Source organism: Paenibacillus sp. FSL F4-0122, assembly GCF_038002845.1.
Lineage (GTDB): Bacteria > Bacillota > Bacilli > Paenibacillales > Paenibacillaceae > Paenibacillus_AQ > Paenibacillus_AQ odorifer.
The window spans coordinates 6,280,759-6,300,399 of record NZ_JBBODI010000001.1; the positions used below are offsets into that span (position 1 = coordinate 6,280,759).

The 19,641-nt window shown below is 46.3% G+C and carries 16 protein-coding genes; 3 read left to right on the top strand and 13 right to left on the bottom strand.

The window, feature by feature from the left end:
• Positions 1-37: 37 nt before the first annotated feature.
• Positions 38-2,530 (bottom strand): ATP-dependent helicase HrpB, encoded by a 2,493-nt coding sequence (gene hrpB, locus MHH49_RS27525; protein ID WP_341138685.1) that lies wholly within the window; start codon positions 2,528-2,530, stop codon positions 38-40.
• A gap of 139 nt (positions 2,531-2,669) precedes the next feature.
• Between hrpB and MHH49_RS27530 the strand changes: the two genes are divergently transcribed.
• Positions 2,670-3,092: a GNAT family N-acetyltransferase gene (locus tag MHH49_RS27530; protein WP_036686651.1), complete on the top strand. Its 423-nt coding sequence runs from the start codon at positions 2,670-2,672 to the stop codon at positions 3,090-3,092.
• Between the two features lie 137 nt (positions 3,093-3,229).
• Here the strand turns inward: MHH49_RS27530 and MHH49_RS27535 are convergent, their stop codons facing one another.
• Together MHH49_RS27535 and MHH49_RS27540 are read right to left on the bottom strand one after the other, a co-directional pair.
• A complete protein-coding gene (locus MHH49_RS27535) occupies positions 3,230-3,628 on the bottom strand; it encodes a DnaJ family domain-containing protein (protein ID WP_076141471.1) in 399 nt (132 codons plus the stop codon).
• A gap of 1,153 nt (positions 3,629-4,781) precedes the next feature.
• Complete coding sequence (locus tag MHH49_RS27540; protein ID WP_155986615.1) at positions 4,782-4,925, bottom strand: hypothetical protein; 144 nt, start codon at positions 4,923-4,925, stop codon at positions 4,782-4,784.
• Positions 4,926-5,237: 312 nt separating this feature from the next.
• On the opposite strand from MHH49_RS27540, the gene MHH49_RS27545 reads away from it, so the two are divergent.
• Complete coding sequence (locus MHH49_RS27545; RefSeq protein ID WP_076141472.1) at positions 5,238-5,714, top strand: SRPBCC family protein; 477 nt, start codon at positions 5,238-5,240, stop codon at positions 5,712-5,714.
• On the opposite strand, the gene MHH49_RS27550 is transcribed toward MHH49_RS27545, so the two are convergent.
• From MHH49_RS27550 to MHH49_RS27565, 4 genes are all read right to left on the bottom strand, one after another.
• Positions 5,706-6,515 (bottom strand): SDR family oxidoreductase, encoded by an 810-nt coding sequence (locus tag MHH49_RS27550; RefSeq protein WP_036686506.1) that lies wholly within the window; start codon positions 6,513-6,515, stop codon positions 5,706-5,708. The genes MHH49_RS27545 and MHH49_RS27550 overlap by 9 nt on opposite strands.
• 219 nt (positions 6,516-6,734) lie before the next feature.
• Positions 6,735-7,601 carry a transglutaminase family protein gene (locus MHH49_RS27555; RefSeq protein ID WP_036686503.1) on the bottom strand — a complete coding sequence of 289 codons (867 nt, stop codon included), beginning with the start codon at positions 7,599-7,601 and terminating at the stop codon, positions 6,735-6,737.
• Positions 7,598-8,551 (bottom strand): alpha-E domain-containing protein, encoded by a 954-nt coding sequence (locus tag MHH49_RS27560; RefSeq protein WP_036686637.1) that lies wholly within the window; start codon positions 8,549-8,551, stop codon positions 7,598-7,600. The genes MHH49_RS27555 and MHH49_RS27560 overlap by 4 nt, the downstream gene beginning before the upstream one ends.
• Positions 8,552-8,626: 75 nt before the next feature.
• Positions 8,627-10,090 (bottom strand): circularly permuted type 2 ATP-grasp protein, encoded by a 1,464-nt coding sequence (locus tag MHH49_RS27565; protein ID WP_036686502.1) that lies wholly within the window; start codon positions 10,088-10,090, stop codon positions 8,627-8,629.
• A gap of 354 nt (positions 10,091-10,444) precedes the next feature.
• Between MHH49_RS27565 and MHH49_RS27570 the strand changes: the two genes are divergently transcribed.
• On the top strand, positions 10,445-11,323 hold the full coding sequence (locus MHH49_RS27570) for a DUF1835 domain-containing protein (protein WP_038570609.1): 879 nt from the start codon (positions 10,445-10,447) through the stop codon (positions 11,321-11,323).
• Positions 11,324-11,448: 125 nt separating this feature from the next.
• On the opposite strand, the gene ftsY is transcribed toward MHH49_RS27570, so the two are convergent.
• From ftsY to fabG, 6 genes are all read right to left on the bottom strand, one after another.
• The gene (gene ftsY / locus MHH49_RS27575; protein ID WP_036686498.1) at positions 11,449-12,456 is read right to left on the bottom strand and encodes a signal recognition particle-docking protein FtsY; all 1,008 of its coding nucleotides are present in this window, start codon (positions 12,454-12,456) and stop codon (positions 11,449-11,451) included.
• A 36-nt stretch (positions 12,457-12,492) separates the two neighbouring features.
• Positions 12,493-16,062 (bottom strand): chromosome segregation protein SMC, encoded by a 3,570-nt coding sequence (gene smc / locus MHH49_RS27580; protein ID WP_036686496.1) that lies wholly within the window; start codon positions 16,060-16,062, stop codon positions 12,493-12,495.
• Between the two features lie 273 nt (positions 16,063-16,335).
• The gene (rnc, locus tag MHH49_RS27585) at positions 16,336-17,040 is read right to left on the bottom strand and encodes a ribonuclease III (RefSeq protein WP_038570606.1); all 705 of its coding nucleotides are present in this window, start codon (positions 17,038-17,040) and stop codon (positions 16,336-16,338) included.
• A 15-nt stretch (positions 17,041-17,055) separates the two neighbouring features.
• Complete coding sequence (gene fabF, locus MHH49_RS27590; protein ID WP_076101782.1) at positions 17,056-18,291, bottom strand: beta-ketoacyl-ACP synthase II; 1,236 nt, start codon at positions 18,289-18,291, stop codon at positions 17,056-17,058.
• A gap of 218 nt (positions 18,292-18,509) precedes the next feature.
• Positions 18,510-18,743, bottom strand: a complete 234-nt coding sequence (locus MHH49_RS27595; RefSeq protein WP_036686493.1) for an acyl carrier protein — start codon at positions 18,741-18,743, stop codon at positions 18,510-18,512.
• Positions 18,744-18,868: 125 nt separating this feature from the next.
• On the bottom strand, positions 18,869-19,618 hold the full coding sequence (gene fabG / locus MHH49_RS27600) for a 3-oxoacyl-[acyl-carrier-protein] reductase (RefSeq protein ID WP_038570603.1): 750 nt from the start codon (positions 19,616-19,618) through the stop codon (positions 18,869-18,871).
• Positions 19,619-19,641 lie beyond the last annotated feature (23 nt).

Consider the following 19,641-nt stretch of genomic DNA (forward strand, 5'->3'; position numbering starts at 1 on the left):
ATCTAAGGAAAAATTTCAAGAGCATATGTACCATAAATTATTTTACGGGACGTGTACGATTAGTCGGAATAGCCTGTAATGGGTCATCTGGCCAATAGTGCTTCGGATACCGTCCTTTCAGATCTTTTTTGACCTCAAAATAGGTCCCCCGCCAAAAACTTGCTAGATCAGAGGTTACCTGCACAGGTCGTCTAGCTGGTGACAAAAGATGCAGCAATACCGGCACCTTTCCCCCTCCAATTCGAGGTGTGTCCAGCTGTCCAAACATCTCTTGCAATCTTACTGCCAATACCGGGGCAGCAGGATTAGTATAATCTACGGGCACACGCGAGCCACTAGGAACAGATATATGTGTAGGTGCTTCCTTTTCCAGCATCTTCCTCTGATTCCAGTCCAACATCCCCTCAAGCACCCGTGCTAACGGTACACGCTGAAGGTCGCGGAGGTTCCTCATACCCTGAAGATATGGCAAAAGCCATTCATCCAACGTAGCAATTAAAGCAACATCTGAGACATCCGGCCAATCTGAACGTAAGGTATGCATAAACATCAAACGTTCGCGAAGCTGTAAGGTTCCCTTCTCCCACGGTAGGATTTCAATGCCATCAGTAGCGATGACACTTAACAGTACATTTGCCGTTTCTTCCGCGGAGGGTCTTTCATGTGAAGTTTCTTTTAAGACCAACGCGCCGAGCATTGTGCGACGACGTTTCTTCACACTCCCACTTTCTTTATCCCAATACACATCCGCTTCCTCGGTGATGCGGTCTGCATGATAGGTAAGCAGTTGTCCTTCTTCTATCTCAGCTGCCAGCATAATTGCGCCCAGTGTAGCGCGATCATCGATCGAAGCAGCTACGATATAAGGTGACCGGGCCAGCGGTTGTCCTTCCCGCATGGCCGCCCCCCGACCGGAGGAGAGCAGAAACGCGCCATCGCCGCGTTTCTGCCCGATCCGGTCGGGATAGGCGAACGACAGAAGCAGCCCGCAGCGGCTGATGTCGTTCACGTTCTCGCCCGGCGCGGCTTGCAGCTGCGCCAGGAAAAGGCGGCTCTCGCGCTGCACAGCGCGCAGAGCTGCCGGGTCCGCTCCGCCGCTATCAGCGGAGCGCTCGAACCGGAGCAGCGCCTCAACGCGGAGCGTGAGGTCGCAATCTAGGGCCGCGGGACCCTTGAAAAGGTCCCGCTCTTGCAGCAGCGCCGCCAGTCGGCAGGCGAGCGGTGCTGCGCCAAGCTCTGCCGCGCGCAGCAGCATATGCGCGGCTCGCGGGTGCGCGCCAAGCGCGGCCATGCTGTGGCCGTGCGGCGTAATGGCGCCGCCGGCGTCCAGCGCGCCGAGCTGGCGCAGCAACGCGGTGCCCTGCGCATAAGGCGCAGCGGGCGGCGCGTCAAGCCAAGATAGCGCGGCAGGATCGCGCACGCCCCACAGCGCCAGCTCCAAAGCAAGCTGCGCAAGGTCCGTCTGCATAATCTCCGGCACATTGTCATCCGGAAGTCGATTATGCTCCTCCTGACTCCACAGCCTGTAGCACACGCCTGGGGCTGTCCGTCCGGCACGTCCCCGCCGTTGATCCGCGGAGGCTTTTGATACCGGGACCGTCGTAAGACTCGGCATTCCTGTGCGTGGTGAGAATACCTGTGTACGGCGTTGCCCTGTATCAATCACCGTTCGCACGCCTTCAATCGTTAGACTTGTCTCAGCGATAGAAGTCGCGAGCACTACTTTTCGTTCACCTTGCACAGATGCAGCCACGGCTGCATCTTGGATATTTTGTGGCAGCTGACCATATAAAGGGCGAATAATTGCCGGAACTGGCAAGCTCCCATTTTCCAACTCACTTTGAGTTCTGCGTATTTCTCTTTCCCCCGGTAAAAAGACGAGAATATCTCCGGGTTGTTCAGCAAGCGCACGTCTCACAGCAGCTGCAGCAGTTTTTTCCAGTGGAAGATTCCCAGTAGTTGGCACATAGATTGTTTCTACAGGATAGGTTCTGCCCGGACAATTTACTACAGGCGCATCCCCTAGTAAAGCAGACACCCGCTCACTGTCCAAGGTAGCTGACATGATAAGAATCCTTAGATCCTCCCGCAGCACAGCCTGTGCTTCCAGTGCAAGGGCAAGTCCCAAATCCGCATGAAGACTGCGCTCATGGAACTCATCAAAAATAACTAAACCCACATCACCCAAAGAAGGATCGCTTTGCAGCATTCTCGTTAATACTCCTTCAGTGACTACAACAATCCGCGTATTTTTGCCTACTTTAGTGTCATTCCGCATCCGATAACCTACCGTCTGTCCAACACTTTCTCCAAGGCAGGATGCCATGTAAGTGGCGGCAGATCTAGCAGCAAGCCTTCTAGGCTCTAACATTAAAATGCTTTTACCCGCCATCCAGGGTTCGTCCAAAAACGCCGGAGGCGTTCCAGTTGTTTTGCCTGCACCCGGTTCAGCGATAAGTACTGCTGCCTGCGCAGTGTTAAGTATGTTTTTCAGGTCAGGAAGCACCTGTATAATCGGAAGCTGTTTCATTCTATCTCTCCATCGTCTATAATCATATGTTATAATTTTCCTAGAAGTTATCTTAGATCATCTTCATCATGTGTGAAAAAACCTTAAAGATCAAGACTTACCATTCATACCCTCTATAATATTAATAAGGAGACTTACTATGATATTCGTAACAAAAGCTACAATTTCAGATCTACCCATGCTAACCAAAGTAGACAGCAAGATCATTGGCAATGAAAGCCGCAAATCGAAGATTGAAAAATATATCAATCATGAGCAGTGTTACGTAGCATCGCATAATGGAACGCTTGTAGGATTTGCTTGCTACGATACCACCTTTTTCGAATGTTGTTTTATTCAGCTGGTCATTGTGGATCCTGAGTTCAGACGCCTAGGCATAGCCAAAACACTCCTTAGCTACATCGAGGAACAATGCCCAACCCCCAAGCTTTTCACCTCTACCAATGAATCCAATACGATCATGCAGCAACTATGTCTTTCTCAAGGGTTTGTTAAAAGCGGAGTCATTGAGAATTTAGATGATGGCGACCCGGAATGGGTTTATTTCAAACAAATTAGATGAGCATACATGATTAGTTACACACAACAAGCAAAAAGGCAGCTCTTCTGTCTAAAACGACCAAGAGATGCCTTTTATTTTACACTATTTATTCTGATGTCCAAATGACCGTAGGTATTTAGGCAGTAACCTAACCAGCATTAATCCTCTTCCTTTATCATCTGTCCGTGTATTTGAGCACTGTATTGCATAAAAGCAGGGTTACTATCCAAGCCGCGTTCACGCAATAACTCCTGTAGATGCAGTCTTTTCATAGACAGTTTTGACCGCAGAGCCTTGCCCTCACTGGTTTCTGCACCTCCGCTATTATGACACGCCGCTAGCAATCCTTCCAACGTAACACATTCAGCTCGCAGAGAGATTTCCTCAGGAACAAGTCCGGAGTTCTTCATGATTTTAAAAGACATCCGTAATTCTTCTGGCACACCTGATAAATCCTCAAGCTCCAGCGGCTTGCCATGCCCAGGTAAATCTCGAAATTCCCCGTTACGCATAGACTCCTGAATCCGCTGCTCAGCTAACCAAGACATCATCCCCATATACGCAGCCTCCTTTACCAATGCCACACTATTATCAACCCTGCCTAATCAAAAGTATATTTTACGGAATTGCGTTAATTTTAGCATAAAAGACTTAGGATTTGCATCAAGCTACCGGGATGCTTTCTCAGATTTTGCCTATACGTTAACTATAGGTGTGGCGAGCTATTCACTCAAATGCTCCTTGCCCCTCGTCGCACAGTTGAGCAGCTCGGACTCTGTAACTATCGTATGCTAAGTATATTCTAAGTCCATAACCGTAACGTTAGAGCACACTCGCCTCAGGGAAACGTTCGGACTCAGATGACCTTATTTCACAAATTCAGTCCATTTCGCTGTACTATCGGACCTAGTTGCAGCTATTCGCTCATATGTGCCCTACTTTTAATCAAAATCACAGCGATAAGAGCTATGCAGTCCGATACTGCTAATAAACACACGAAAAACACCAAATAGCTGCAATACAGTCCGCAACGTCAGCGCAAACTCTCCTCTACAAATCGATCGGACTCAGCAGCTCTTGCTCGTATACTACATCCTTTACGCCTTCGTTACATCCTCGTCGCAGCGTTCGGACCCAGTAGCCCTTATTTTGCAAATTCATGCCTTTTTGCTCTGCTATCGGACTCAGATTCAGCTATTCGCTCAAATACACCCTACTTTTGTTCAAAGTCGCGGCGATAAGAGCTATGCAGTCCGATACTGCTAATAAACACACGAAATACACCAAATAGCTGCAATACAGTCCCATTCATTAGCACACACTCGCCACCGTGAATCGTTCGGACTCAGATGACCTTATTTCACAAATTCAGTCCATTTCGCTGTACTATCGGACCTAGTTGCAGCTATTCGCTCATATGTGCCCTACTTTTAATCAAAATCACAGCGATAAGAGCTATGTAGTCCGATACTGCTAATAAACACACGAAAAACACCAAATAGCTGCAATACAGTCCGATACATTAGCGCACACTCGCCACCGTAAAACGTTCGGACCCTGGAGCTCTTGCTCGTATACTACATCCTTTATTATACATTCATTACATCTTCGTCTCCATTGATCGTTCGGACCCAGAAGCCCTTATTTCGCAAATTCATGCCTTTTTGCTCTACTTTCGGACTCAGATGCAGCTATTCGCTCTAACACACCCTACTTTTGTTCAAAGTCGCGGCGATAAGAGCTATACAGTCCGATACTGCTAATAAACACACGAAAAACGCCAAATAGCTGCAATACAGTCCGCAACGCCGATGCATCCTCGCCACCATAGATGCTACTATTTACTTCCGCCATTCATCACTCACTTATCACCTTCATCACTCACTTATCCCTGTCTTCACTCCCTTTCCCCCGTCTTGCACACTTATCACCTTCATCACTCCCTTATCTCCGCCAACACTAACTCCGCGCCGTACGCAAATCGAGCTCGTGGACTTGCTTGTGACCTTATCTCTCCCGCTATTTTATTGCCCTCTATTCCCTATAAGATAGTCTTCTAACTCACAGCCGCATCGTGCAATTAACACAGGCGATTGCTATACTCTTTCTAACAAGACTCAACTCAATAAAAAAAGGACTACCACAGTAGTCCAAAGGAGAATATTCATGTTAGCTAACATCCAAAAAGAAGATCAACATTATGCTGCTCGTTTCGAACGCCAGTTAAAGCATTCTGCATCTGAGATTTGGTCCTACCTGACGGAGAATGAGAAGCTTGCCTTATGGTTCTCTGAATTAAGAATCGAAGACTTACGTGAAGGCGGACTTATAAAGTTTGATATGCAAAACGGAACGTTTGTGGATATGAAAATTACTGAGCTACAGCATCAATCTACTTTTGAGTTTACATGGGCTGAGGATCTTGTTCGTTTTGAGTTATACCCTAATTCAGAAGGCTGTTTACTCATCTTGAATGAAACACTACAGACGCTCACCCCGCATACACCACGAGATCTCGCTGGCTGGCATGTTTGTCTAGAAGTGATCCAGCATCTTTTGGAAGGCACGACGCTGGAGTCACGGAAAGACGAATGGAACAAATGGTACGAGCATTACCGTGAAGCCATCTCGAAATTAGGATAACAAGGACTCCGCGCCGTCAATCACGATTTGCGCACCTGTAATATGGATAGATTCATCCGAAGCCAGAAAAGCAACGAGATCAGCGACATTATCCGGCTTGCCCGGTCCATCAGCCAAGGGTTGCGCTCCATCAGGGAATTCAATTGGAATGACGATTGCTTCCACATCTTCGCTCATTTCAGTGGTTTCATCTATATTCGTAGCAATAGCCCCAGGGCAGATCACATTTACACGAATCTTAAACTTAGCAAGCTCGAGAGCTGCCATTTTGGCAAAAGCCACCTGTCCAGCTTTGGTAGTGCTATAAGTAGACCACCCAAAGCTGGCAAATCTAGTGTTCCCATTAATGGAACTAGTAATAATAATACTGCCCTTCCCTTTATCTTTCAGATGAGGAATGGTATATTTCAGGGTCAAAAAAGTCCCCGTCAAATTCACCGACATCGTACGCTCCCAGTCGCTCAAGCTCAGTTCTTCTATCGGACCCACAGCGCCATTAATTCCCGCGTTAGCGAATACTACATCCACGCCTCCGAATTGTTCCACCGTACAACGTACGGCTTCCTCCATCTTTTTCTCATCGGAAGTATCTACCTCTATGGCCAGCGCGCAATCTTTTCGAAGCTTATTAAGCTTTTCTGCCAAGGAAGAGGTTCTTTCAAGATTTAAATCAAACAATGCTACATTTGCACCTTCCCGCGCCAGCTTAATAGCGGTAGCACGGCCAATTCCCGAGCCCGCTCCGGTTATAATCGCTGTTTTTCCAATAAATCTTTGTTTCTTAGATATGTTTGGGCTCATATGTAATCTCTCCTCTAATGTCTGTAAGATAAGTACTATGGATCAAGATTACCCAAATAAACCTGTAATGGAATCATCTCGTTCATAAATCTTCATAATTTAAGCACGCCGCACAAAAAAATCTCCCCATTCAATAAGATGAGCGGAGAGTTTGTTTCGAATATTTTGATTTTTTTGATTGTTTCGATGTTCGATGTTCGATGTTTCGATTATTTCAATTCAATTGTCCAGCTTGCGTACGTCCACTTTTACAGTCAGTGTGCCTGCTCCGCCGCGATATACCCCTTTTACAGGTACTATATCTTTATAATCCCGTCCATGACCCAGCTTGATATAACGCCAGTTCACTTCAACATTATTCGTCGGATCAAAACCAAGCCAGCCCGTACCCGGAATATGGGTCTCCACCCAAGCATGTGAAGCCTGCTCGAAATTGGCATTGCTGCTCTGTAGATCACCGACAAAATGATATCCACTAACATATCTGGAAGGCAGACCCACACTGCGGCAGACAGCGATCATAAGATGAGCATAATCCTGACAGACACCCCGCTTGAGCTTCAGGGCTTTTTTTACCGTTGTATTTACGCTTGTTGCCTCAGGATCATAGGTGAACTGTTCATAAATCGTCGAAGATAACCTCAGAATCCATTGATACATATCTTCAGCTTCACTAAAAGGGTACTGTGAGGCGAACTCTACCAATTCAGGAGTCACCTCGGTATAACGGGTCGGCAAAATAAACTCAATGTACCGGTTCTGAAACTTCTCATCATTTAGCAGTTTAACTTGCTCTTCAAGGCTGGTTCGCGGAAGATCGGTACCTTGAGATTTATCCAATGTTACTACAGTAGCTTTCGTATGGATTACCATTTCCGTATGTGGCTTATTAACTGAATAGGCATGCACCCGATTACCAAAGAAATCCTCATACGTTAATAGATTAGCTGCCGGATATACTTCAACCTCGTGGTGATAACAGGATTGCCGATAGTTGGTGCGAGGGGTGAGTCTGATTTCATTGACACTGTCCGTAACTGGCTCTGGATAACTGTATGTGGTGGTGTGATTGATTTGAATCTTCATACAGATACTCCTTCTCGCCGAAAAAAGGCGCCCTCCATCGTTTTGCCCAGTCTCTGGCAAGATATTACGAGTGATTGCAGTACATCTTCCACCAGCTCACCGGACATTTCTTCTTTTTCCATATAATCCAGCTCTGCCTTCAGCTTTCCTGCTTGACGGATGACCTTCTCATGACCTGAGCCTTTTTCTGAGGAATCCAGTTCAAGTCTAGCTAAATGTTCTTCCAGCTGGTGAAAAGAAAAGCGGATCGAACGTGGAAATTTGGGATTCGCGATCAAAAAATCTAAAATGCTCTCCGGTGACATGGCATCTGCATAATAACGGCGAAACGCCTGATACCCACTTACGGATTTCAGCACAGCCTGTAACTGAATATAGATTGCATTAAGCTCTTTGAAACGGCAAGAGGCTATAACTGCCTGCAAAATACGCGTCGTATTCTCGGCCCGTTCCAAAAAACGGCCGCTCTCTATAAAGTGCCATTCATTCCCTCTAAGCATTACGGATTGTTCTGCTCCTAGAAACATAGCTGCACGTTCCTTCACCTGCTGGTAGAAATGATGTGGACCACTCATAATATCAGCAACTGACCGCTCACCAAGCCATAGATTAAAGCTGTTGACGACATCCCATAGCTCACTTGGAAGATGCTGACGCAGTGTGCGAAGATTATTTCTGGCATGATGTACGCAAGAGAATAATGAATTCGAATTGCCTAAATCAAGTGTAATAAAGGATAACACGTCCTGTTCAGAAAAGGTTTCGAACTGCTGTAAATATTCACTTCGAACCCCTAATGCATCGATAAGCCTCGACCATTTATGTCCTTCTTCCTGAAAATCCTCTTCCTGCTGGATATGATAATGTACATTGATTAGCCGCGCATGATTCTCTGCCCTTTCAATATATCGGCCGATCCAGAATAAAGCCTCCGCATTTCGATTCAGCATCTTTAGCCACTCCTTTATCCTCCAAATTGATGCTGCATATTTTTGATTCACAATCAAGGCTTACAAGATAATAGATCACGCCATAACCCAAGTATCCTTTACGCCACCACCTTGCGAGGAATTCACAACCAATGAACCTTCTTTCATAGCCACTCGGGTTAATCCGCCAGGTATGACATGCGGCTTCCGGTCTGCACCCATTAATACAAAAGCCCGAAGGTCGATATGCCGGGGTGCCATAGTGCCTCCCGACAATACAGGTGCTCTAGACAAGGACATAATTGGCTGTGCCACATAACGATCTGGATCAGCAATAATTTTCATTCGGAACTCGGCTAATTCTTCTTTGGTTGCCTCGCTTCCGATCAACATCCCATATCCACCGGATAATGAGGTTTCCTTAACAACCATTTCGGATAGGTTCTCAAGAACATACAGGCGTTCATCGGGTCTGGACAACAAATACGTCGGCACATTGCCAAGGATCGGCTCTTCATTCAGATAATAACGAATCATATCCGGTACATAGACATACATCGCTTTATCATCTGCAACACCGGTTCCCGGAGCATTAGCAATCGCTATGTTGCCTGCCCTATAAGCATTCATAAGTCCTGCTACACCCAGTAAAGAATCAGGTTGAAAGGCTAGCGGGTCAATGTAATCATCGTCCAACCGACGATACAGCACATCCACTCTACGTAGTCCGTTCATTTCTTTCAGATATATTTTGTGATCCTTTGTTACCAAATCTCGTCCTTCGACCAAATGTATACCCATCTGCTGTGCCAAAAAAGCATGTTCATAATATGCAGAATTGTATTCTCCAGGCGTTAGGAGTGCTATAACCGGATCTGACCTCCTTGATGGAGATAGACTACGAAGCACGGATAAGAAGCGATTTAAGCTATGATCTACATCTCGGATGGAGCTGGCAAAGGACAATTCAGGAAACAATTGATTCATAAGTGTTCTGCCTTTAAAAAGATAGGAAAAGCCGGAGGGTGTTCGCAGGTTGTCTTCAAGTACATAATAATGCCCATCGTGATGGCGGATCAGATCGATTCCTGAGGTGGTGATGTAAGCTCCACCGGGCACGCGCAGACCTGACATTTCTGGCCGGAAGTAACAGTTGGAAATAATCATACGCCTAGGGACGATGCCATCTTTAACAATGTATTGCTCATGGTAGATGTCATGAATGAACAAATTCAAAGCTGTGATACGCTGAATTATTCCAGCTTCTAGCCTCTCCCACTCATTCTTAGGGATTATACGTGGAATCATATCGAAGGGGATCGTTCGCTCCATAGGATGATCTTGAGCCGGATTGTAAAGCGTAAAGGTAATTCCTTCTTCCATCATCCTACGCTGCATTAAATTTTGCTTCCCTTGCAGCTCTTCGGAGCTCATTCCGGAAAACATGCGGTTCACATGTCTGTAGTGCGGCCGGACATTCCTCTTATCAGCATACATTTCATCGAAAAAATGCTGTAATGGATACGGAGACAGACCTGGCAGAGGATCTAATTTGGACATGAGCCCGACTCCTTTCGATAGATGTAATCTTTGTTAACAACTTATACTTTCATTTCAGAAAACATCCATGAAAATATTGGTTTATATTCTCATAATACGTAAATCTACTTGTTCATGTCAACATATATAACAGAGAAATGTGATTCCAGAGGTATTTGTATTTTTTGGAATCGCTTCCTTTCTCTCTTATATAGGTTGCCGGAGATGAAATGTACATTCATCATTGAATTGTATGCAGGAAGTGTGACAAGCATTACTATTATGAATTTTTCATATAATGTATTTTTTATATAGTTGCCTGCGGATGTGGATTCATTGAGTATGGTATAATTTGTTGCGATGGGAGAGTGACCTATGGAGCACAAATATACTATGTCAATTGAGCAGGAAGAGCTTAGGCGGAATCACATTTATCTGTTATTTGGTCTATCGGAAGCGGGGTCAATGAAGGTAGCCCTTAGTCATTTGGGTTATCGCCATTTAATACGAGTACTTTCATTTAATGAGACATTCTCTGCTGGACCGTTGCGTGAATTACATAATAATGAAGGCTATCATACCCGTGAGTTATGGTTTCAGGAACGATTTCCGGATCATGGTTATCATCTCAATCCCCAGCACAAACTGGAAGCCGTGATACAGACCTTAAAAGAAATTCCCGAGGACAAAAAAATCACTATTTGGTGCGGAGACAACTCCCATGATCAGACAGGTTTACGATTTGCGCTTTCTATTCTTAATGAGAGGACGCAACCTATTCATGTTATTGATCCCGTCAAGGCTTATAGGGAGATTGCCGCTCCATTTGAAATCGGATTATATCCCAGAGCACTTAGTCAGCTCCCAAACGAAGCTGTGCATAAAATTATAAAAATCACCGAAAACACATCCCCTGTCACCTCCGCTCAAAGAAAACAGTATGAACTAGAGTGGCAAAAAATCAGCAACACCGAGGATATGCTTAGAGTTTGGGTTGATGGCCAGCTTATGAATGTTCCCGAGAGTTACTATGACGAAGAAATTCTTTCTTTAATTCTGCAACTTCAACAGTATGAGGATCGAGATGGCTACGTAAATGCAGGTCTGATTGTAGGCACAATTATAGGGCAATGGAATTTGTATATCAGTACCTCATTCATAGAATATCGCTTCTGGAGGCTAGTTAGTGAGGGAAAGCTGTTATTTAAAGGGATCCCTTACGCGATGCATTTATACTTTCTAAGAGTCGCTTAGCAGTTGCTACAAAATGACGGACAAACCCTTTATAAAAAAGAAAAGGAATGCCCTCCTAAACTAAATATAGCTTCGAGGGCATTCCTTGTAAATATGACTTCTTTATGATTATATTGTGCTGTTGATTACACTTGCTCTTCCGATTCTTCTGACTCTTCTTCCTCGGCAATTAATCCAGCAAAAAGAGCATGTACGAACTGCTGCGAATCAAATGGCTGCAGGTCTTCCATTTTTTCTCCAAGACCTACAAACTTCACCGGCAAATTCATTTCCTGACGAATCGCTACAACGATTCCGCCTTTAGCCGTACCGTCCAGCTTCGTCAAGACCAAGCCAGTGACGCCACTCTTTTCACCAAATAACTTGGCTTGTGTAAGTGCATTTTGACCTGTCGTAGCATCTAGCACCATCAGTACCTCATGTGGAGCACTTGGGATTTCTCTTTGAATAACGCGGAAGATTTTGTTGAGCTCTTCCATCAGATTGCTTTTATTCTGCAGTCTGCCAGCAGTATCGCAGATTAAGATATCCACATTGCGCTGTTTAGCCGCTTGCACCGCATCGTACATTACAGCCGCCGGGTCAGAGCCTGCTTGTTGTTTAATGACATCTACGCCTGCGCGTTGGCCCCAAACCTCAAGCTGCTCAATCGCTCCGGCACGGAACGTATCCCCTGCAGCCAAAAGAACTTTTTTACCTTCTTGTTTGTAACGATGAGCCAGCTTGCCGATGGTAGTCGTCTTGCCCACGCCATTAACCCCAACGAACAAAATAACTGTAATTCCATTCGGATTTTCCTTCAGGCTGTTATCATCATCTCCGCGCAGCAGCTCCATAAGCTTACGGGACAAAATCGGCTTCAGCTCGGCAGCATCTTCAATCCGATTTTGCTTCACTTCGGCACGCAAATCCTCGACAAGGGTCATAACAGTGTTTACACCCACGTCTGCACCAATTAAAATCTCTTCCAGCTCTTCGTAGAACTCTTCATCTATCTTTTTGCGGCGGATGATAAGGTCGGAGACCTTCTCTACAAAACCTTTACGGGTTTTCTCTAATCCGTCGCGGAATTGTTTCGTTACACTCTCCGTTTTGCCGGAAATGCTTTCTTTTAATTTTCTAAAAAAGCTCATTTGGTTCCTCCTAAAAGTTTCTCTTCTTTGATGAATTTAAGCAATCTCAGCTTCTTCATCCTCTAAACGTACTGAGACGAGCTTGGAGACGCCGCCCTCTTCCATCGTTACTCCGTATAACACGTCCGCCTCTTCCATCGTTCCTTTGCGGTGGGTAACGACGATGAACTGAGTTTGTTCAGAGAACTCGCGTAAGTACTGTGCAAAACGAACAACGTTTGCTTCGTCGAGTGCAGCCTCAACCTCATCCAATACGCAGAACGGAACTGGCTTCACTTGCAGGATAGCAAACAATAACGCCATCGCAGTTAGAGCGCGTTCGCCGCCGGATAAGAGCTGCAGATTTTGCAATTTTTTACCCGGTGGTTGGGCTACGATATCTATACCTGTTTCCAGCATATGTTCCGGATCCAGCAGCATAAGATCAGCTCGCCCGCCTCCGAACAGCTTTGAGAACACGGTCCCGAACTGTTTACGGATCGCATCAAAGGTCTGTTTGAAACGCTTGGACATTTCATCTTCCATCTCACGGATTACCTGATACAGAGTAGTCTTAGCTTCGACTAGATCATCTTTTTGTCCACTGAGGAACGTATACCGTTCATGGACCCGCTGATATTCTTCGATCGCCCCTAAGTTAACCTCACCTAGCGCAGAAATACTGCGTTTCAAACGTTGTACATCGGCTTGTGCGGCAGGTACATCTTCAGGCACCGGATATCTCTGTTTCGCTAATTCATAACTTAGCTCGTAGTCATCACTCAGCTTGCGTAGAATATTATCCAGCTCCACATCGAGTCGACCAACAGAAACTTCAGTGGCACGCAGCTTGTCCTCGACTACTTTAAGGGCCTGACGTTGATCTTTAGTCTTGCCTTCCTCAAGTTCCAGCTTACGGGTTAACGCTGTACGCTCAGCCCGGGCAAAATCCAAAGTTCCAGTCGTCTCTTCCTTCTTCAACCGGTAACTGTTCAAATCTTCCTTCTGCTTCACAGCTTCCAAAGCATTGTTAGCCAGATCTTGTTCTATCGTATGTAACAGATTTCGATTCTGGCGCAGCTCCTTGTCCTGTGAACCCACATCTTGTCTAAGGCGACGTAACTGCTCCTCCAGGGAGAATATCTCCTGATCAAGCTTGCCTTCCGAGACTTTCATACTGGTCAACTTGCCTTGCAGCTCTTCCTTAGCTGATTCATTCGCTTTACGCGCAGATTCAGCGTTACGGATACCCTCATGGGCTTCCTTTTCTTCCTTTTCAAGGCGTTCAAGCTCAGCAGTGGCTTGTTTCCGCGTCTCTTCAAGCGCACGTACTTCACTCTCAAAGCCGCTGCGTTCCGCACCTGTGCTCTCCACTTGCTCCTGCACATGCCGAAGCTCATGCTCGAGCTGCTTCAAATCACCGGAGACTCTTTGCTCTTCCAGTCTCTTCTCGTCACCATCACGGCGCAGGTCCTCCAGCTTCACGCTAGCGTTCTCCTGCTCCTCACGAAGTCTGGCAATGCCTTGCTTCAGCTTCACTATTTGACGTTCGCTTTCTTCAATTTCACTGCTTAATTGATCCAGCTGACGTTTGCGGCTAAGCAAGCTATTGTTCTTCTTATGCTGGCTACCCCCGGTCATCGAACCGCCGGCATTAACTACATCGCCTTCCAGTGTAACTACCCGATAACGATATTGGCATCTAGCGGCAATGCGGTTCGCTTGCTCCAAGCTCTCCGCAATAACCACATTGCCGAGCAAACTGCCGATAATGCTAGTATATTTATCATCGTAACCAACGAGTTCGGAACCAATTCCAACAAATCCGTCAGCATCACCCACCATACCACGGTCACTGCCAGAAATCTGGCGCGGCCGGATAACATCTAGCGGAAGAAAGGTAGCTCGTCCCAGCTGACGTTGCTTTAGAAATGATATCGCTTGGCGGGACACAGTCTCATTATCCATGACCACATGCTGAAGTGATGCACCTAGAGCAGTCTCAATCGCCATTTCCAGCTTCTCCGGAACGGAGATCAGCTCTGCAACCGCACCATGCACTCCGTTGAGCTGTCCTTTCCGGGCGCCCTTGAGCACTTCTTTAACCCCAAGCATGAAGCCATCGAAATCATCCTGCATCTCTTTCATGGTCTCATGACGAGAGACTTGCGCTTCCCGCTTCTGTTCCCACTTCCGAAGACCGGACTGTGTTTCTTCAATCAGCTTCTGACGTTTACTGAGCTGTTCACTTTCAGTGATGTAAGCCCCGCGAAGATTGCTAAGTTCCTTCCCTAGCTGGGCAATCTTGTCCTTCAGCCCTTTCTGGTTGGCAGACAACTCTTCATGCCGGGCTGTCCATTTGCCGCTTTCTTCTTCACTGCGGCTCATACGACGTTCCAGATTCTCCTTCTGTTGATCCGCGTAACGAATTTCGTTACGTGCATTCGCCATAAGGTTCATTAACTCCAAAAGAGCACTTTTGAGCTTTTCTTCCTGGCTCTGGCTAATCCCGTCTGCCACACCTTCAAGCCTTGTCTCTTCATCTTCGATCTGTTTCCGAAGATCCACAAGCTTAAGCCGCGATTGTTCAAGCTTAAGCTCCAGATCCACGACTTCACGCTGACGATCTGCAGAACGCTCGCCAACCGAACCTAACGTGAGCATTAACTGCTCACGATTGCTTTCCAGATTTCGCTTGCGTTCCCTCAGCACTTCACCGTAACCTTCGCTCTTCTCAAATGCTTCGCTATAACGCAGCAATTGCTCTTGCTGCTTCTCGATCTGTGCTTCGAGTGTGCGCAGTTCAGAGCGTCCGCTCTCCAGCTTGGCATCATGAGCCGAAACAACGGTAGACAGCTCCAGCTGCTCGTCCTTCAACGTTTCAAGCTTTGCGTTACCTTCCTGCCAAGCGGTATGAATGCCTTCAATCTGGTGTACGTATACTGAAATTTCCTGATGTTTTAATTGTTCGCGAAGTTCCTTAAAGCGGATAGCTTTCTCGGACTGATCCTTAAGTGGCCCAATCTGATCCTCAAGCTCACTGATCAAATCATGAATACGAAGCAGGTTCTGCTCGGTATCATCCAGCTTTCGACTTGCGTCTTTCTTGCGCGATTTATATTTTACAATACCTGATGCTTCTTCAAAGATGCCTCGCCGATCTTCGGAACGAGTACTTAGAATTTCTTCAATCCTACCCTGCCCGATAATCGAATAGGCTTCACGTCCGATACCGGTATCCATAAACAGCTCTGTGATATCCTTCAGACGACAGGATTGCTTATTAATTAAATATTCACTATCTCCACTGCGATGAACTCTCCGAGTCACTGTAACTTCGCTAAAATCCAGCGGAAGTGTGTGATCTTCATTATCAAGCGTAAGTGATACTTCGCCATAATTCACGGCTTTACGCGCATCACTTCCAGCAAAAATGATATCCTCCATCTTGCCGCCACGCAGTGATTTAGCACTCTGTTCGCCGAGTACCCAGCGTATGCCGTCAGAAATATTGCTTTTGCCGCTTCCGTTCGGGCCAACTACAGCCGTTATACCGCGCACAAACTCCATTTCTGTTTTGTCGGCAAATGATTTAAAACCAGCTAATTCTATCCGTTTCAAAAACATACTTGCCAATCACCTCTGACCCATTATACCATAGCGTTTGTACCCTAAAAAACCATTAAGATGCAGCTTATTCTATCCTTCAAGCATAAACGCTTTCGCTTAACTTCCCTATAAGGACGGCAAGTGTCTAAGCGAGAAATAGAAGGCTACTTTATAACGTGGACATATAAGTTCTTATATTGTCGAAAAAGAGCAGCAACGGTCTGAGCTCCGCCTAAACGCCGGTATTCAGACCTTTGCTGCTCTCCTCCGCTTGTCCCCTTGATGCAAAACTCAGGCACCGTCCTCTTTCAGATGCAAGAGTGCAGCTGCCGCTGCCTGCTGCTCTGCTTCCTTCTTGGACCGGCCGCTTCCTTTACCAAGTGAACGGTTAGCCATATACACCTCTGAGACGAATTCACGCTCATGTGCGGGTCCCCGTTCTTCTATAATTCGATATTCCAATGTACCCATATTGTGCTGCTGAATTAGCTCTTGCAGTTCCGTCTTATAATCGGTCATCTGCATTTGCAATTTCCCATCCGTTTCCACCAGAGGAAATACGTGATTATCAAGAAAACTTCGCACCGTTTCCAGTCCTTGGTCGAGATAAAGCGCTCCCACGAAGGATTCGAATACATCAGCCAGCAGGGCCGGGCGAGTACGTCCGCCCGTAAGTTCTTCCCCTTTGCCCAACAGTACATAACGGCCAAAACCTAAACTCTCCGCAAATTTGACCAGTGAAGGCTCGCATACAATAGCGGCCCGCAGCTTGGTCAACTCTCCCTCAGGTCGGTCTGGCAATAGATTGTACAAATATTCAGAAACCGTTAACTCCAGAACTGCATCCCCAAGAAATTCGAGACGCTCATTGTCCTGATGCTGATTGAAACGGTGTTCATTCACATAGGATGCATGGGTAAAGGCCTGCTTCAGAAGCACAGAATCGTGAAATTGGATTTGAAGTTGCTGTTGTAACTGCTTCAGTTCTCCTTTCACCGCACTGTCCCCTTACTAATTATATTTTTTTAGAATAACTGTTGCGTTATGTCCCCCGAAGCCGAACGAATTCGACATTACAATATCAAGATCAGCTTTACGTGGCACATTTGGTACATAATCCAGATCACATTCCGGGTCTTGGTTGTCCAAATTAATCGTTGGCGCAATCATCCCTTTTTGCAAGGAAAGGCCACAAATAATAGCTTCTACTCCACCAGCGGCACCCAGAAGGTGACCTGTCATGGATTTCGTTGAACTGATTGCCACTTTATATGCATGATCACCCAATGCTTTCTTAACAGCAGCAGTTTCTGATCTATCTCCTACAGGCGTTGAAGTACCATGAGCATTGATATAATCAATATCTTCAGGAGAGATACCAGCATCCCGGATTGCCATCTTCATGCAGCGAGCTGCACCATCTGGATCAGGCTCAGTCATATGATGAGCATCTGCGCTTAGACCATAACCGATAACCTCAGCATAGATCTTCGCTCCGCGCTTTTCAGCATGTTCGAGTGATTCCAGAATAAGAATCCCGGCGCCTTCACCCATAACAAAACCATCGCGATCCACATCAAACGGACGACTTGCCTTCTCAGGCTCATCATTGCGAGTGGACATTGCTCTCATTGCACAAAAACCAGCCATACCTGTTGGACGAATGGTCGCTTCGGAACCACCGCAGATCATTGCATCTGCGTCTCCACGTTGAATCAAGCGGAAGGATTCCCCAATGGAGTGACTTCCTGTAGCACAAGCAGTTACTGTCGTCGTATTAGGACCCTTTGCTCCAAGGTTAATGGACAACTGTCCAGAACCCATGTTAGCGATCATCATCGGAATGAAGAACGGACTAACCCGCTTCGGTCCTTTTTCAAGCAACAAGTTATGATTGTCTTCCCAAGTTCCAAGACCACCAATACCTGATCCTACAGATACACCTATTCTTTCGGCATCAATATCTTCACCGATCTTAAGTCCGCTATCTCGCAACGCGTCCTCACCGGCAGCCACTGCAAATTGTACAAAACGGTCCATTTTGCGGGCTTCCTTACGACCAAAAAGTGCCTCTGGATCAAAATCTTTAACAGAGGATGCTATTTGCGTAGTATACTCACTGACATCAAAGGTCTCAACCTGTGATACACCGGATTTGCCGCTCATAAGATTATCCCAGAACGTCTCCAAATCTTTGCCCAATGATGTAACTACGCCCATCCCGGTAACAACCACTCTATGACTCAAACACAATCACCCCATCTATAGGTTGTATACATTATATTCAGAACTTATATACTTTCTGTTGCTACTATATGAACAGCGATAACCGCATCAATAACCATCCTGCGGTTCTGTTATATCCCTTATATAGTTGCTCAAGGCAACCTTTGATTCCTCTTTAATGCTCTATAAATGAGGAGAAGTCCCGCCCTAGCAGGAACGGGACTCTCAATCATATGACTCTAGGTATGAGATTGTATGTACTTCACAACTTCACCCACGGTCGTAATCGTCTCTGCATCTTCATCAGAGATTTCCATATCGAATTCATCTTCCAATTCCATAACCAATTCTACTACATCAAGAGAATCAGCACCTAAATCATCTTTGAAAGACGCTTCTAATGTTACCTCAGCTTCATCGGCACCTAAGCGGTCGATGACAATGCGTTTTACACGCTCTAATACATCGGACATCCGGTTCACCTCCTCTTTTGGTATTATACGAGATATGAGTTCAAAATACCATAGAGCGTCAAAAACGCTTTCTTTATCCCTCACATTTCAGCATTAAAACAGTGTAATTTCTCCTTGACGGAGAGTTACATATACATCCCGCCATCCACGTGTAGTGTCTGGCCGGTCATATACGCAGCGCCTTCAGAGGCCAGGAAGACTACAGCCATAGCAATCTCTTCAGGGCGCCCCAGACGAGCAAGTGGAATGCCCTTCTCAAGCTCACTGCGCACTTCCTCAGAGAGCTCACGCGTCATATCTGTATCAATGAAGCCAGGAGCGATACAGTTCACCGTGATCCCCCGTGAGGAAAGCTCACGAGCCGATGCCTTCGTTAAACCGATGACACCTGCCTTAGCTGCGGAGTAATTAGCTTGTCCAGGATTTCCTGTTACACCTACTACGGAAGAAATATTGATAATTCGCCCGTAGCGTTGCTTCATCATAGGGCGTGTAGCTGCCTTTAGGCAGTTAAACACCCCTTTTAGATTCGTTTCGATCACTTGATCGAACTCTTCTTCTTTCATGCGCATAATCAGGTTGTCTCTGGTAATGCCGGCATTATTGACAACAATGTCAATACGTCCCCAGGTATTCAGAACCTCTTTGACAAGGTTCTCGGCCTGTTCACTATTGCCGACATCGCCACGAAGGGCAATACCCTCCGAGCCAAGCTCGACAATCCGAGCTACGGTCTCTTGTGCGGCTGCTTCACTGCCCGCATAGTTCACGGCCACCTTCACGCCATGTTCCGCGAGAGCAAGTGCAATACTGCGGCCGATGCCGCGAGAGCCACCAGTTACAAGGGCCGTTTGACCCCGCAATACTGAGAACATCATTTATTCCCCCTTCGATCATA